This window comes from Streptomyces narbonensis, assembly GCF_014649015.1.
In the GTDB taxonomy this organism is placed as follows: Bacteria; Actinomycetota; Actinomycetes; order Streptomycetales; family Streptomycetaceae; genus Streptomyces; species Streptomyces narbonensis.
Genome location: NZ_BMSF01000007.1, coordinates 80,180 through 94,395, shown reverse-complemented (window position 1 = coordinate 94,395; position 14,216 = coordinate 80,180). Strand labels below are relative to the sequence as shown.

Here is a 14,216-nt window from a genome sequence, read left to right as displayed (position 1 = left end):
GTCCGGGAGGTATGCCTGGCCCTACCCCTCGCGTACGGCCTTCATGAACACATCCAGTGCGTCGAGGGGTTCGCGCCCGCCGAGCAGCGTGCGGAGATCGCTCTCGACGCCCGTTCCGTCGAGGAAGCCGTGCGCGATCGCCGAGTACGTGCTCGCCAGCATCGGCACCTGGAAGGGCACGGCCCCGGAGGCGGCGACGGCCGCGCGGGCGTCCGCGAGCGAGCCCGGGGCGTAGGTGGCGCCGAGCGCCGCCGCGAGGTCGGCGCCGCCGAGGGGGCGCTCGCCGACGAGCTCGTAGACGCGGCCGCGGTGGGCGGCGGGGTCCGTGGCGACGGAGACGGCGACGTCGGCGAGGTCCTCGCGGGCGACGGCGGCGAGCCGGCCCTCGCCGAGGGGCCCGGTGATGCGGTTCTCGGCGTCGGGGGCGGCGATCCCGGCGAGGAGCTCGGCGTAGAGGCCGTTGCGCAGGATCGTCCAGTCGAGCGTGGTGGACCGCCGGAGCCGCCGCTCGGTCCAGCGGTGGGCGAGGGAGTACGCGAGGTGGTCGCCGTCGCCGGACAGGCTCGTGTAGACGAGGTGGCGGACGCCGGCCCGCTCGGCGGCGGAGATCGCGGCCTCGTGCCGGGCGACGACCGTGTCGTCCTCGCCGTACCCGGCGGAGACGAGGAGCAGGGTGCCGACCCCGGCGAAGGCCTCCGGGAGGGTCTCGGGCGCGTCGAAGTCGACGCGGCGGGTGCCGGGCAGTCCGGCGCGGGTGCCGAGGACGACGTCGGCGCGGCCGGCGAGACGGGCGGCGACGAGAGAGCCGAGGGCGCCGGAGACGCCGGTGACGAGCAGCATGGATTCCCCCTGGGGTGGTGACGGCTGAGACCATCGTGAGGGGACGGGAAAGATCGCGGAAGGAGGCACTTCGATGTCGGAAGGGCACACGGAGGTAACCACCGGCGCGCCGGTGAGCTGCGCGGAGGAGTGCGGCGTACGGGACGTGCAGGACCGCCTGGGCGACAAGTGGACGGTTCATGTCGTCGTCGAACTGGCCCCGGGGCCACGGCGGTTCCGCGAGCTCCAGAGGCTGGTCACCGGCATCTCGCAGCGGATGCTGACGCTCACCCTGCGCCGCCTCGAACGCGACGGACTGGTCTCGCGGACGGTGTACCCGACGACTCCGCCGCAGGTGGAGTACGCGCTGACCGAGACGGGCCGGAGCATGACCCACCTCATCAGCCGACTGATCGACTGGTCGCTCGACCACCGTGCGGTGATCGCCCGGTCGCGCGAGGAATGGGACGCGAGGACGGCGTGAGCGGCACCGGCATCATCGACAAGGCCTTCGAGGCGCTGTATGCGAGCGACGACGTCTCGCTCGACACGGCGGCCTCGCTCCTCGCCGCCGCGGACCGGGCCGCCGACGCGGAACTGGCGCGGCGCGGCGAGGAGTTCGTACGGACGCTGTGGGGGCGGGGCTGGCAGCCGGCGGACCTGGCGCGCACGGTCCGCCGCGAGCTCTCGGACGAGCACGTCCGCGTCCTCGCGAGCGTGATCAGGGCGGAGACGGCGGGCTACGAGCGGCTGCCGCACCGCTGGCAGGCGCAGCTGGACGAGCTGGACCCCGGCGCCGTCCGGCCGACGGACCGCTTCTCGTCCGCGACGACCGTCCTGGAGCTGTACCGGATCCTGGTACGGCTGCCGAGGCTCGACGCGGTCGGCCCGGTCCCGGGCGAGAAGCTGCCGCCGCCCGTCGCCGGGGAGCCCCGCATGCTGTCCCGGATCCGGGCGCTGCTCGCGAAGGCGGAGGCGACGGGGTACCCGGAGGAGGCGGAGGCCCTCACGGCGAAGGCCCAGGAGCTGATGGCGCGGCACAGCCTGGACGAGGCGACGCTCGCGGCGGGCGCGCCGTCTCCGGAGACGCCGGGCGCGATCCGGATCGGGGTGGAGCCGCCGTACGAACAGGCGAAGGCGATCCTGCTGGACGCGGTGGCGACGGCGAACCACTGCCGGGCGGTGTGGAACGAGGCGTACGGCTTCTCGACGGTGGTCGGCTTCGAGGCGGACCTGGACCCGGTGGAGCTGCTCTACACCTCGCTGCTGGTCCAGGGCACGGCGGCGATGACGAGGGCGGAAGCGGAGCAGCGGGCGGGCGGCCGGAAGCGCACGAAGTCGTTCCGCCAGTCCTTCCTCCTGGCCTACGCCAACCGCCTGGGCGCCCGCCTGTCGGCGACGTCCCGACGGGTCGCCGCGGAGACCCCGACCCTCCTCCCGGCCCTGGCCTCCCGCGACCTCGCGGTCACGAACCGCACGGACGAACTCTTCCCGGAGACGAGGTCGACGAGGGTGAGAGCGGCCTGGGACGAGGACGGCTGGACCCACGGCACCACAGCAGCCGACAAAACCTCCCTCCACCCCAACCGCCCCCACCTCCCGTAACACCCCCGACACCGCTCCCGTCCGGGCCCCGGGGGCCTGCCGGGCCACGATCCGACCGTCCCACCGGCCCCCCGCGCCCCGGGGGCCTGCCGAGCCACGACCCGACCGCCCCACCGGCCCCCCGCGCCCCGGGGGCCTACCGGGCCACGACCTCACCGGCCCCGCGCCCCGGGGGCCTGCCGGGCCACGACCTCACCGGCCCCGCGCCCCGGGGGCTTGCCGAGCCCCGACCCGACCGCCCCACCGGCCCCCCGGGGGGCCGGGCCCCCGGCGCGCAGCCGCCGCGCCCCCCCGCCAGGGGGTCCGGGGGACTGCGTCCCCCCGGACAGCACCCCCACCCGCCCCCGGCAGGGTTTCGGGAAGGGGCGGGGCGGGGGAGGGAAACACCCGTTTCGTACGGGTTCGCGGATACGCTCAGGCCCATGAGTTGGCTCCGGGCCCTGAAGGAGACCGCCCGCTCAGGGCTCACCGTCGAGCGGCGGCAGCTCGAACCCGTCATCGCAGCCCGCGGCGCCCTCGGCCTCGCCCTCGTCGTCGGCCTCTCGCTCGCCCTCTTCGGCCCCGCCGTCGCCGCCTCCTCCGCCTTCGGCGCCTTCCAGGCGGCCATCGCCACCTTCCAGCGCTCCTGGCGCCCCCGCCCCACCCTCGCCCTCGCCTCCGGCGCCAGCCTCGCCGTGTCGACCTTCCTCGGCTACGTCACCGGCGCCGGCTCCCACCCCTTCCTCTTCCTCGCCCTGCTGCTCCTCTGGACGTTCCTCTCCGGCCTCGCCTGGGCCGCCGGCCCCACCGCCGGCATCATCGCCTCCTCCAACGTGGCGATCATGCTGGTGACGGTCACCCTCCCCACCTCCGTCGCCACCGCCGCCGGCCACGCCGCCATGATCTTCGCGGGCGGCGTCGCCCAGGCCGCCCTCGTCGTCCTCCTCCCCGTCCGCCGCTGGGGCGCCCAGCGCGACGCCCTCGCCGACGCGCTCGCCGCCGAGGCGGACTACGCCCGCCGCCTCCGCCACGACCCGGTCGCCCCCTTCGACCCCGTCCCGCTCATGACGGCCCGCAGCGCCGCCGCCGTCACCCCGCGACAGGCCCGCCGCCGCCCGGCGGAACTGCACGGCGCGCGCGGCCTCGCCGAGCGGATCCGCCCGGTCCTCGCCTCGCTCGCCGACCCGGCCGTCGGCGTGCCGGAGAAGGGGCCGCAGCGGGACCGCGTGCGCGAGCTGCTCGCCGCCACGGCCGCCGTCCTCGACGCCGCCGCGCACGCGATCCGGCACGGCGAGCCGGTCACCCTCCCCCCGCCGGCCGTCGCCGCACTCCGCACCCCCGACACCGGCGCGATCCTCTCCGGCCCGCCCCGCCGCGCCGCCCACCGGCTCGCCGCCCTGCTCGGCGACGTCGTCGAGACGGCGGAGCCGCGTACCGAGACGAGCTCGGACGAGGCCCGCACCCGCCCCACGATGGTCCGGCTCGGGCCGATCGTCCTCGCGAAGATGCGTGCCGAGATGCGCCCCGACTCCCCGATCCTGCGCCACGCCGTCCGCGTCTCGGCGGTCACGGCCGCCGGCTACCTCCTCGGCACCGCGCTCCCCTTCGGCCACGGGTACTGGGCGCCGATGGCCTCCGTCATGGTGATGCGGCCGGACTTCACGCAGACGTACGCCCGCTCCGTGGCCCGCTTCGGCGGCACGCTCGTCGGCGTGGCGCTCGCGACGGCGGTCGTCCGGACAGCCCACCCGGGCGTGTACCTGTCCGCCGCCCTCGCGGTGCTGTGCGCCTTCGGCATGTACCTCCTGATGCGCACGGGGTACGCCGTCGCCCAGGCCTGCGTCGCCGCATACGTCGTCTTCCTCCTCGGCATGGACGGCGCCGGCCTCACCCAGACGGTCCGGGAGCGCGTGCTGCTGACCCTCCTCGGCGGGGTGCTCGCCATGCTCGGCTACGCCGTCTACCCGGCCTGGGAGACGCCCCGGCTGCGTGGCCGCCTCGCGGACTGGCTGTCGGCCTCCGGCCGGTACGCCGCCGCCGTCGCCGCCCGGTACGCCGAACCCGCCGGCCAGTCCTGCCCCGACGTCCGGGAGGCGCTCCTCGCCGCCAGGGCCGCCCGGGTGGCCTGGCAGGAGGCGGTGGACCGGGCGACCCACGAGCCGGTACGCCACCGGGGGCTCTCGCACGCGACGGCGGAGGCGGCCGGGCACGCCGTCGCGGAGTTCGGCCGGGCGGCGATGCTCCTGGAGGCGCACCTCCCGGACCGCGGCGCCACTCCGCTGCCCGCCGCCGCGGGCCTCGCGGAGGCCCTGCGCCGCTCGACGGAGCAGGGCGCGAAGGACGTACGCGAGCGCAGGGAGCCGCACTGGGACGACCTCCGGGAGACCGTCGCCGGCTGGTCGGCGGACCCGCCGGACCACTTCCTCCTCGAAAGGGGCGGCCGGCTGCTCCTCGACGTCCTGGACGAGCTCACGGACGCGCTGGCGCCCGATTTCCGGGATCGTGTCATCCAGCGGAGGCCCGAACGGAGTTGAGAGGAGTGAAGACCCCGAAGGAGCAACCGCATGATGACGAAGAAGCAGTACGTGTCGGCCGTGGTCGCCGTGATGGCCGCGGCGACCCTCGCCGCCCCGGCATCGGCGACCGCCGGGACGGTGACGGCCAAGACCGTCACGGCCACGGCCACGTCCACGTCCACGTCCCCGTCCACGGTCACGACCACGGCCCTGGAGACGAGGACCACCCCCTCCAAGGCCCCCGTCCAGAACACCCCCGTCCGCACCGTCCGCCCCGGTGAGCGCGTCGACGCCGGGCAGGGCTGGACGGTCTGGCTGACGAAGAAGGGCAAGTACTGGTCGGGGCCGGACGGTTACGAGAACTTCCGGAGCGTGGTCGACGGCAACATCGACCGGTCCCAGCCGGGCGTGAGCCACCAGAGCGAGGGCGGTGAGAGCGGCGTCTTCCACTCCGGGCTCTACTACGGGACCCGCGCCGCGGGCCGAGTCGAACTGACCGACGCGGACGGCCGCAAGACCCTCGCCACCCTCGTCGCGCTGCCCGGCCGCTCCGACTGGGGCGTCTGGTACGTCCACATCGCCCCGACCCAGGGCGGGAGCCCGGCCGTCGCGCTGTACGACCGCTCGGGCAAGCTCCTGGCAGACCTGCCGGCCTGGGACTTCTGACCGGACGGCCGGACGGCCGGACGACCGGCCGCACCCATGAATGTGGCGGGGCCCGGCACGGGGCTGGCCCCGCCCTCTCCACCACCGAACGATCGCGAGGTCCGCCACCGTGCCGCACGAGCCCGCCGCCGACTCCGAGCCCGAAGCCACCGCCGACGACGACGGCTTCGCCGCCTTCGCCGTCGCCGCCTGGCCCCGGCTGGTACGCACGGCCCAGCTCCTGACCGGCGACTTCCACGAGGCGGAGGACCTGGTCCAGACGACGCTCGCCAAGGTGTACGGGCGCTGGCGGCGCGTCCCCCGGAGTGAGATCGAGCTCTACGTGCGCCGGGCCCTCGTCAACAACAACCTCAGCCGCCTCCGCCGCAAGCGGGTCGCGCTGCTCCTCACCCCCGTACTCCCCGAGTCGCTCCGGCACACACACGCGGGACACGCGGAGCACGTCGAACAGCGCACCGCGCTCCAGGAGGCGTTAGCGGACCTCACCGCCCGCCAGCGCGCGGTGATGGTGCTCCGCTACTGGGAGGACCTCACCGAGCAGGAGATAGCGAGCGTGCTCAGCTGCTCGATCGGCACGGTCAAGACGCATGCCAGACGCGGCCTGGCGGCGCTGCGCACCCACCCCCGGCTCGCCGCCGCCCCCGTCCCGTACGCCCCCGCCCCGTCCGGAGCCCGCCGATGACCACCCCCGGAACCGCCCCCGACCCCGAGACGGGACCCGGAAGCGCCCCCGCGCCCGACCCGGACGACTCCGCGACCCGGGCCGAAGTCGACCGGATCCGTGAGGCGTTCGCGCGGGAGGCCTTCGGCGTCACCCCGAGTCCGGTGCCGCTGGCGGCGGTCCGGAGCGCGGGCCGGTCGTTCCGGCGCCGCCGCACGGCGACGTTCTCGGCGCTGTCGGCCCTCGGCGCCGCGACGGTCGCGGCGGCCGTGGTGGTCGCAGTGGCGTACACGGACCCGTCCTCTTCGGCCCCCGCCCCGGTGGCAGCGCCACCGGCCACCGTCACCCCCCGGGCCCCCTCGCCCACGTCCTCGCCCGAGCCCACCTCCACGCCGCCACGGACGTCGACGCAGGTCCGGGTCGTGGCCCCCGGCGAGCGCGTCGACGCGGGGAAGGGCTGGAAGGTCTGGCTGACGGCCGAGGGCAAGCACTGGGTGGGTCCGGACGGGCTGGAGAACTCCCGCAGCGTCATCGACGGGAACGTCGACACGGCCGAGCCCGGTGTGTCGCACCAGAGCAGCGGAAACCCGGCGGGCGCCTTCCACTCGGGCCTGTACTACGGGACCCGCGCGGTGGGCGGCGTCGAGCTCACGGGCCCCGGGGGCGAGAGGATCACCGCGACCCTGCTCGAACTGCCGGGCCGCCCCGGCTGGGGCGTCTGGTACGCGCACACCGGGGCGACGAGCGGGGATCTCTCCGTCGCGATGTACGACCGCGCGGGCAAGCTCCTCTCGGCCCTCCCGGGCTGACCGACGGCCGCCGTCACCACGAGGCCTTCCGCACCCCAGGCAGGAAGCAGGCCGGTCCGAGGAAGATCAGGAGTCGTAGGCTGGTCGGAGGGCGCGCCCGCCGTACTTGCCGGTAGCACGCTGAGTCGCGTAGCCGCTACGCCACCGCCCGTGCACGTGCATCTGCTCATGCATCGGCATATGAACACAGCTATGATCCGAGGAAGTTGACACCTGCACCAAGCAACTCGGGGAGCTACCAGTGCATCATGCGCATCGTGCGTACAACGGCATGGCGGCCACGGAGCTGCGAGGCGTCGTGTGGCAGAAGAGTCGGCACAGCAACTCCCAGGGATCCTGCGTGGAGTTCGCCAAGCTCCCGGGGGGAAACGTCGCCGTCCGCAATTCGCGTCACCCCGACGGGCCCGCGCTCGTCTACACGCCTGCGGAGATAGAGGCGCTCCTGCTCGGCGTCAAGGACGGGGAGTTCGACCACCTGGTGTGAGCCGAGTGCCCTCAGGGCCGCGCGAGGACCGCGCGACGACGGCACGAGGGCCGCGCGAGAGCGGCGTGAGGAAATGAGGAAGGGCCCCGGCGGTTTCCGCCGAGGCCCTTCCTTCGTCCGTACGGGGACTTCCCCGCTACTGCTGCTGCTCCGGACCGACCCGGAACAGCGCCCACACGACCTTGCCCCGGAGCGTCCCGGCGAGCGGGTGCCAGCCCCAGCTGTCGCTGAACGCCTCGACCAGGAACAGCCCGCGCCCAGACTCGGCGGCGAAGTCCTCCTCGCCGCCGCGTGCCTCCGGGCTCTCCCCGCTCGGGTCGCGCACGGCGCACACGAGGCGCGAGGCCCAGCGCATGAGATGCAGCCTCACGGGCGGGTTCTGGCCGTCTTCCTGGGGCGCGTCGGTGGGCACCGCGTGCCGCAGCGCGTTGGTGACGAGCTCGGAGACGACCAGGGCCACGTCGTCGAAGCGGTCGCCCATGTCCCAGCGGTCGAGCGTCGCACTGGTGAACTTCCGGGCCCCGCGCACGGCTTCGTACCGGGCGGGCAGGGCGCAGGAGGCGGAGGTGGAGACGGCGCCGGGATCGATCGGCGGAAGGCCCTGCCGTAACGGCTCGAGCACGGTCGATCCATTGGTCCCCATGCGAGGCACTCCCGGGAATCGCGACTGTGGTGCGACAACACGACAACACGAACGAGTACGCGGCTGCGCGGGGTCCATGGTTCCGAATGCGCCGACGGGATGCAAGGGCAGATGCACGTGCACGCGCCGGACCTGTCCGTCCCTGTGGTGAATCTGTGCATATCTTCTGCGGGTTGACGGCCGATTCGGCGCGCATACGCCCCCTCGTGCGCCCCTGTTCGTCGAGCAGATGCCCGGAAGTCGCCCTCTTTCCGTAATCGAATGTGTACGCGCTGAAGCGTTTGGTGGCAGAATCCGGGGCTCGACGGGGGCTCGACACCGTAAAAGGGGAGGCTGAGAGCCGTGACCGCAGGCGAATCCGGTGGCACGAGCGGGAGTGTGGTCCGGCGCATCCTGCTGGGCTCCCAGCTGAGGAGGTTGCGCGAGTCGCGCGGTATCACCCGCGAGGCGGCCGGCTACTCGATCCGCGCGTCCGAATCCAAGATCAGTCGCATGGAGTTGGGACGGGTGAGCTTCAAGGCCAGGGACATCGAGGACCTGCTGACGCTCTACGGCGTCGGCGACGAGACGGAGCGCGGCGCGCTCCTCGGGCTCGCCCGCGAGGCCAACGTCACCGGCTGGTGGCACAGCTTCGGCGACGTCCTGCCCGGCTGGTTCCCCACCTACATCGGCCTGGAGGGCGCGGCCTCCCTCATTCGCGTCTACGAAGTCCAGTTCGTGCACGGCCTGTTGCAGACCGAGGCCTACGCCCAGGCGGTCGTCACGCGCGGCATGCCCGAGGCACCGCGTGCCGAGATCGACCGTCGCGTCGCCCTGCGCCTGGAGCGCCAGAAGGTCCTCGTCTCCGAGCGGGCCCCGCAGTTCCATGCCGTCCTCGACGAGGCCGCGCTGCGCCGTCCGTACGGCGACCGGGCCGTCATGCGGGGGCAGTTGAAGCATCTGATCGAGATCTCCGAGCACCCCGGGGTCACCCTCCAGGTCATGCCCTTCAGCTTCGGCGGCCACGCCGGCGAGAGCGGCGCCTTCACGATGCTGAGCTTCCCCGAGTCCGACCTCTCCGACATCGTCTACCTGGAGCAGCTGACCAGCGCCCTCTACGTCGACAAGCGCGAGGAGGTCGCCCAGTACCAGCGCGTGATGGAGCGCCTCCAGAAGGACAGTCCGGATCCGGCCGAAAGCCGGGATCTTCTCCGTGGACTTCTTCAACTCTCCTGACACATCAGTACGATGACGCCACATCAGTCTGATCACGGGTAGCGGTTAGAGGGGTCTCCACCATGTCGCACTTCACCGACCTGGCCCACCAGTACATCGACGGCGAGTGGAAGCCGGGCAGCGGCTCGTGGGACATCATCGACTTCAACCCGTACACCGGGGAGAAGCTCGCCTCGATCACCGTCGCGACCGCCGACGAGGTAGACCGCGCCTACCGGGCCGCCGAGCGCGCGCAGGTCGAGTGGGCGGCGACCAACCCGTACGCGCGCCGGCTCGTCTTCGAGCGGGCGCTGCGGATCATCGAGGACCGTGAGGCGGAGATCGCCGAGACGATCGTCGCGGAGCTCGGCGGCACCCGCCTCAAGGCCGCCTTCGAGCTGCACCTCGCCAAGGAGTTCCTGCGCGAGGCCGTGCAGCTGGCGCTGCGTCCCGAGGGCCGCATCCTGCCGTCCCCGGTCGACGGCAAGGAGAACCGCGTCTACCGCCTCCCGGTCGGTGTCGTCGGCGTCATCTCCCCGTTCAACTTCCCCTTCCTCCTCTCGATCAAGTCGGTGGCCCCCGCCCTCGCCCTCGGTAACGCGGTCGTCCTCAAGCCCCACCAGAACACCCCGATCTGCGGCGGCACCCTCGTCGCCAAGGTCCTGGAGGAGGCCGGCCTCCCGGCCGGTCTGCTGAACGTCGTTGTCACCGACATCGCCGAGATCGGCGACGCGCTCCTGACCCACCCCGTCCCGAAGGTCATCTCCTTCACCGGCTCCGACCGGGTCGGCCGCCACGTCGCCACGGTCTGCGCGCAGAACTTCAAGCACGCCGTCCTCGAACTCGGCGGCAACAGCGCGCTGATCGTCCTCGACGACGCCGATGTCGACTACGCCGTGGACGCGGCCGTCTTCAGCCGCTTCGTGCACCAGGGCCAGGTCTGCATGGCCGCCAACCGCATCCTGGTGGACCGGACGGTGGAGGAGGAGTTCACCGAGAAGTTCGTGGCGAAGGTGAAGACCCTGCGCGTCGGCGACCCCGCCGACCCCGCCACCCACATCGGCCCGCTGATCAACTCGCAGCAGGCGGAGGCCGTCTCCTCGCTCGTCGACCAGACGGTCGCCGCCGGCGCGACGGCGCTGCTGCACGGCTCGGCCGAGGGGAACGTCGTCTCCCCGTCCGTCCTGTCCGACATCCCGGCCGGCTCGCCCGTGCTGAGCCAGGAGATCTTCGGCCCGGTCGCGCTCATCGTCCCCTTCGACGGCGAGGAGGAGGCCGTGCGGATCGCCAACGACTCCCCGTACGGGCTCAGCGGCGCCGTCCACACCGGGGACGTCGAGCGGGGCGTGCGGGTCGCCCAGCGCATCCACACGGGCATGATCCACATCAACGACGGCACCGTGCACGACGAGCCGATCGTGCCCTTCGGCGGCGAGAAGCACTCCGGCATCGGGCGGCTCAACGGCGATGCGATGGTGGACGCCTTCACCACCCAGAAGTGGATCTCCATCCAGCACGGCCGGAGCCGTTTCCCCTTCTGACGGAGTTGAGGACCGTAGCTGTCCGCAAGGGTCCGTAGGTTGAGGGTGTCGAAAAGAAGCCCCCTACCCAAGGTGGACATCATGGTCGCTCTCGTTCCCATCGAGGCCCACGGCGACGAGCGCGGCGCGCTCCTCAACTTCATCGAGGCCCAGCGCGCCGCGATCCGCCGCTCCCTCCTCGGTCTCACCGAGGAGCAGGCGGCGAGCCGTCCCAGCGTCAGCGAGCTGAGCCTGTCCGGCCTGCTCAAGCACGTCGCGGAGGTGGAGCTGAACTGGCTCCGCCTCGCGCAGCAGCGTCCGAACGAGAAGCAGCGGTCCCAGGAGACCTGGGGCGAGGGCTTCCGGCTCGTCGGGGACGAGACGATCCCGGAGATCATGGCGTTCTGGGCGGGCGTGGCCAAGGAGACCGAGGACTTCGCCCGCTCGGTGCCGAGCCTCGACGACACCTTCCCGCTGCCGGAGGCGCCCTGGTTCCCGGAGGACGGCCGGGTGTCGGTCCGCTGGATGCTGCTCCACCTCGTCCAGGAGGCCGGGCGGCACGCCGGGCACGCGGACGTCATCCGCGAGTCCCTGGACGGCAAGGGTTCCTTCGACCTGATCGCGCAGGAGCAGGGGCGGTGACCCCGCGCGCGTACCCTGGTCAAAATTGACCAGGAGGTACGGCGATGTCGGCGATCCGGCTGCTCGTCCTGGGTGCGGTGAAGATGCACGGCCGCGCCCACGGCTACCAGGTGCGCAACGACCTGGAGTTCTGGGGCGCGCACGAATGGTCCAACGCCAAGCCCGGCTCGATCTACCACGCGCTCAAGCAGATGGCGAAGCAGGGACTGCTGCACGCCTCCGAGATCGCGCCGAGCACGGTCGGCGGGCCACCGCGCGTCGAGTACGAGCTGACGGAGCAGGGCACGGAGGAGTACTTCGCCCTGCTGCGCGAGGCCCTGACCACGTACGACCAGAAGATGGACGTCCTGTCCGCCGGCATCGGCTTCATCGTGGACCTCCCCAGGGAGGAGGCGGCGGAGCTGCTGCGGCGGCGGGTGCGGGCGCTCGACGAGTGGCGGGACGCGGTCACCGAGTACTACACGCCGGAGGGCGGCCCGGGTCAGCTCGGGCACATCGGCGAGATCATGCACATGTGGATCCACTCGGCGGACGCCGGCAAGGAGTGGACGCTCGGCCTGATCGAGCGGATCGAGGGCGGGGCGTACGTGTTCGCGGGGGAGGGCGATCCCTTCGTGGGCGTGCTCGCCGAGGGCGAGGAGAACCCCTTCGCGACGGGCTCCGACGACTCGGAATCCACCGACTGATCAAGGTTGACTAGATGCCCTGTGGGGGCATAACTTCCTCCGTCGGCGGCAAGTGGTCAAATTTGACTAAGGATTTTTCGGGAGGAATCGGAATGGACAGGGAAGCGATCCTCGTCGAGGGCGCACGGAAGCGGTACGGGGAGAAGGACGCCCTCGCCGGGCTGGACCTGACCGTCGGCCGCGGCACCGTCCACGGCCTGCTGGGCCCCAACGGCGCGGGGAAGACGACGACCGTACGGATCCTCGCCACGCTCCTGCGCCACGACGAGGGCCTGGTGCGGGTCGCGGGACACGACGTGCGGACCGAGGCGCGGGAGGTGCGCCGGCGGATCGGGCTGCTCGGGCAGCATGCCGCCCTCGACGAGGAGCTGGGCGGCCGGCAGAACCTGGAGATGTTCGGCAGGCTCCACCACCTGGGCGCGCGGGGCGCCGGGGCGCGGGCGGACGAACTCCTGGAGCGGTTCGGCCTCACGGACACCGGCCGCAAGCCCGTCAAGCAGTACAGCGGCGGCATGCGGCGGCGGCTGGACCTGGCCGCCTCGCTGATCACCGAACCCGAGGTGCTCTTCCTCGACGAGCCGACGACCGGGCTCGACCCGCGCGGCCGCGGAGAGGTGTGGGAGTCGGTGCGCTCCCTGGTCGGCGGGGGCACGACGGTCCTGCTCACGACGCAGTACCTGGAGGAGGCCGACCGGCTCGCCGACCGGATCTCGGTCGTGGACCGGGGGCGGGTCGTCGCCGACGGCACGGCGGACGAGCTCAAGGCGAGGGTCGGCGCCGACCGCATCGACGTCGTCGTACGGGACGCGGCACGCCTCGAAGAGGCGGCCGGGCTGCTGCCGGCGGCGCGGGCGGAGGTGAGCGTGGACGCCGACCGGCGGCTCCTCAGCGCCCCGGTGGCGGACCGGATGGCCTCGCTCACGGAGACCGTCCGGGTGCTCGGGGAGGCCGGGATCGAGGCGGAGGACATCGCGCTGCGCAGGCCGACGCTGGACGAGGCCTTCCTGCGGCTGACGGAGGGGGAATCAGGGCGGGACGCCCTGCTCGGGAAGGAGGTCGCGGCATGAGCGTCGCGTACGTGGTGAGCGACTGCTGGACGATGACCCGCCGCGAGCTGGCCCACTGGGCGCGCCAGCCCGTGCAGGTCCTCGTCGGGCTCGTGTTCCCAGTGATGATGCTGCTGATGTTCGGCTACCTCGTGGGCGGCGGGCGGACCGTCGACGGCGACTACGTCGACTACCTGGTGCCCGGGATGCTCACGCTGACCATGGTCTTCGGGCTCGAAGGCACCATGACGGCGGTGACGCAGGACCTGAACAAGGGCGTGATCGACCGGTTCCGGGCGATGCCGATGACCGACGGGGCCGTCCTGGTCGGGCGGGCCGCGGCCGACATGCTCCAGTCGGCCGCGGGGCTGCTCGTGATGGTGGGCGTCGGGTACGCGATCGGCTGGCGGGCGAGCGGCGGAGCCGGGAGCACCCTGGGGGCGCTGGGGCTACTGCTCCTGCTGCGTTTCGCGATGCTGTGGATCGGGATCTTCCTCGCCCTGGTCGCGGGCCGGGCGGAGCTGGTGCAGGCCGTGCAGATCCTGGTCTGGCCCGTCGGCTTCCTCTCCAACGCCTTCGCCTCGCCGGACTCGATGCCGGGCTGGCTCGGCACGGTCGTGGAGTGGAACCCGATGTCGGCGACCGCGACGGCGGTGCGCGAGCTCTTCGGCAATCCGGGCGGCGAACCGGGGCACGTGATGGCGGCGGTGGTGTGGCCGCTGGTGCTGCTCGCGGTCTTCTTCCCGCTGGCGGTACGGAGGTTCGGGCGGCTCGGGAAGTAGCCGCGCGGAAGTGGGAACCCGGAGGCGGTGAGCGGTGTATTGAAAGCAGCGGTTCACCGCGAACCGCCCGAGGGACAAGGGGGGTCGTGCGATGCGCAGGCTCGTGGGAGCGACCGGCGCCGTCGTGGCGCTGGTGTTGGCGGTACTGACGGGGTGTACGGCCC

15 protein-coding genes are annotated in these 14,216 nt (G+C 72.8%); 13 read left to right on the top strand and 2 right to left on the bottom strand.

Annotated features, from left to right (window positions below; all coding sequences use genetic code 11):
- Positions 1 to 21: 21 nt before the first annotated feature.
- Positions 22 to 840: an NAD(P)H-binding protein gene (locus IE124_RS14975; protein ID WP_189508244.1), complete on the bottom strand. Its 819-nt coding sequence runs from the start codon at positions 838 to 840 to the stop codon at positions 22 to 24.
- A 73-nt stretch (positions 841 to 913) separates the two neighbouring features.
- Between IE124_RS14975 and IE124_RS14970 the strand changes: the two genes are divergently transcribed.
- From IE124_RS14970 to IE124_RS14940, 7 genes are all read left to right on the top strand, one after another.
- The gene (locus IE124_RS14970) at positions 914 to 1,303 is read left to right on the top strand and encodes a winged helix-turn-helix transcriptional regulator (RefSeq protein ID WP_189508243.1); all 390 of its coding nucleotides are present in this window, start codon (positions 914 to 916) and stop codon (positions 1,301 to 1,303) included.
- Positions 1,300 to 2,424 carry a DUF2786 domain-containing protein gene (locus IE124_RS14965; RefSeq protein WP_229832474.1) on the top strand — a complete coding sequence of 375 codons (1,125 nt, stop codon included), beginning with the start codon at positions 1,300 to 1,302 and terminating at the stop codon, positions 2,422 to 2,424. Before IE124_RS14970 ends, IE124_RS14965 begins: the two co-directional genes overlap by 4 nt.
- 422 nt (positions 2,425 to 2,846) lie before the next feature.
- Positions 2,847 to 4,937 carry an FUSC family protein gene (locus tag IE124_RS14960; protein WP_189508241.1) on the top strand — a complete coding sequence of 697 codons (2,091 nt, stop codon included), beginning with the start codon at positions 2,847 to 2,849 and terminating at the stop codon, positions 4,935 to 4,937.
- Positions 4,938 to 4,967: 30 nt separating this feature from the next.
- The gene (locus IE124_RS14955; protein WP_189508240.1) at positions 4,968 to 5,585 is read left to right on the top strand and encodes a hypothetical protein; all 618 of its coding nucleotides are present in this window, start codon (positions 4,968 to 4,970) and stop codon (positions 5,583 to 5,585) included.
- A 109-nt stretch (positions 5,586 to 5,694) separates the two neighbouring features.
- Entirely contained in the window at positions 5,695 to 6,267 is a 573-nt protein-coding gene (locus IE124_RS14950) for a SigE family RNA polymerase sigma factor (RefSeq protein ID WP_229832473.1), read from the top strand.
- Positions 6,264 to 7,055, top strand: a complete 792-nt coding sequence (locus IE124_RS14945) for a hypothetical protein (protein WP_189508238.1) — start codon at positions 6,264 to 6,266, stop codon at positions 7,053 to 7,055. The genes IE124_RS14950 and IE124_RS14945 overlap by 4 nt, the downstream gene beginning before the upstream one ends.
- Positions 7,056 to 7,326: 271 nt before the next feature.
- Positions 7,327 to 7,539 carry a DUF397 domain-containing protein gene (locus IE124_RS14940; protein WP_030219358.1) on the top strand — a complete coding sequence of 71 codons (213 nt, stop codon included), beginning with the start codon at positions 7,327 to 7,329 and terminating at the stop codon, positions 7,537 to 7,539.
- A 136-nt stretch (positions 7,540 to 7,675) separates the two neighbouring features.
- On the opposite strand, the gene IE124_RS14935 is transcribed toward IE124_RS14940, so the two are convergent.
- The gene (locus IE124_RS14935) at positions 7,676 to 8,182 is read right to left on the bottom strand and encodes an ATP-binding protein (RefSeq protein ID WP_189508237.1); all 507 of its coding nucleotides are present in this window, start codon (positions 8,180 to 8,182) and stop codon (positions 7,676 to 7,678) included.
- A gap of 342 nt (positions 8,183 to 8,524) precedes the next feature.
- On the opposite strand from IE124_RS14935, the gene IE124_RS14930 reads away from it, so the two are divergent.
- From IE124_RS14930 to IE124_RS14905, 6 genes are all read left to right on the top strand, one after another.
- The gene (locus IE124_RS14930) at positions 8,525 to 9,397 is read left to right on the top strand and encodes a Sco1979 family transcriptional regulator (protein WP_189508236.1); all 873 of its coding nucleotides are present in this window, start codon (positions 8,525 to 8,527) and stop codon (positions 9,395 to 9,397) included.
- A 62-nt stretch (positions 9,398 to 9,459) separates the two neighbouring features.
- Positions 9,460 to 10,917: an aldehyde dehydrogenase family protein gene (locus tag IE124_RS14925; protein ID WP_189508235.1), complete on the top strand. Its 1,458-nt coding sequence runs from the start codon at positions 9,460 to 9,462 to the stop codon at positions 10,915 to 10,917.
- Between the two features lie 81 nt (positions 10,918 to 10,998).
- Positions 10,999 to 11,538: a DinB family protein gene (locus tag IE124_RS14920; protein ID WP_189508234.1), complete on the top strand. Its 540-nt coding sequence runs from the start codon at positions 10,999 to 11,001 to the stop codon at positions 11,536 to 11,538.
- 44 nt (positions 11,539 to 11,582) lie between these two features.
- Positions 11,583 to 12,224 carry a PadR family transcriptional regulator gene (locus IE124_RS14915; RefSeq protein ID WP_189508233.1) on the top strand — a complete coding sequence of 214 codons (642 nt, stop codon included), beginning with the start codon at positions 11,583 to 11,585 and terminating at the stop codon, positions 12,222 to 12,224.
- Between the two features lie 92 nt (positions 12,225 to 12,316).
- Entirely contained in the window at positions 12,317 to 13,291 is a 975-nt protein-coding gene (locus IE124_RS14910; RefSeq protein ID WP_189508232.1) for an ATP-binding cassette domain-containing protein, read from the top strand.
- Positions 13,288 to 14,052, top strand: a complete 765-nt coding sequence (locus IE124_RS14905) for an ABC transporter permease (RefSeq protein WP_189508231.1) — start codon at positions 13,288 to 13,290, stop codon at positions 14,050 to 14,052. The genes IE124_RS14910 and IE124_RS14905 overlap by 4 nt, the downstream gene beginning before the upstream one ends.
- The last annotated feature ends 164 nt before the right edge of the window (positions 14,053 to 14,216 follow it).

Coding starts and splice junctions, on each gene's coding strand:
- IE124_RS14915 (WP_189508233.1), top strand. CDS start 11,583: ATGTCGGCGATCCGGCTGCTCGTCCTGGGTGCGGTGAAGATGCACGGC.
- IE124_RS14925 (WP_189508235.1), top strand. CDS start 9,460: ATGTCGCACTTCACCGACCTGGCCCACCAGTACATCGACGGCGAGTGG.
- IE124_RS14960 (WP_189508241.1), top strand. CDS start 2,847: ATGAGTTGGCTCCGGGCCCTGAAGGAGACCGCCCGCTCAGGGCTCACC.
- IE124_RS14970 (WP_189508243.1), top strand. CDS start 914: ATGTCGGAAGGGCACACGGAGGTAACCACCGGCGCGCCGGTGAGCTGC.
- IE124_RS14955 (WP_189508240.1), top strand. CDS start 4,968: ATGATGACGAAGAAGCAGTACGTGTCGGCCGTGGTCGCCGTGATGGCC.
- IE124_RS14975 (WP_189508244.1), bottom strand. CDS start 840: ATGCTGCTCGTCACCGGCGTCTCCGGCGCCCTCGGCTCTCTCGTCGCC.
- IE124_RS14905 (WP_189508231.1), top strand. CDS start 13,288: ATGAGCGTCGCGTACGTGGTGAGCGACTGCTGGACGATGACCCGCCGC.
- IE124_RS14920 (WP_189508234.1), top strand. CDS start 10,999: ATGGTCGCTCTCGTTCCCATCGAGGCCCACGGCGACGAGCGCGGCGCG.
- IE124_RS14945 (WP_189508238.1), top strand. CDS start 6,264: ATGACCACCCCCGGAACCGCCCCCGACCCCGAGACGGGACCCGGAAGC.
- IE124_RS14935 (WP_189508237.1), bottom strand. CDS start 8,182: ATGGGGACCAATGGATCGACCGTGCTCGAGCCGTTACGGCAGGGCCTT.
- IE124_RS14940 (WP_030219358.1), top strand. CDS start 7,327: ATGGCGGCCACGGAGCTGCGAGGCGTCGTGTGGCAGAAGAGTCGGCAC.
- IE124_RS14910 (WP_189508232.1), top strand. CDS start 12,317: ATGGACAGGGAAGCGATCCTCGTCGAGGGCGCACGGAAGCGGTACGGG.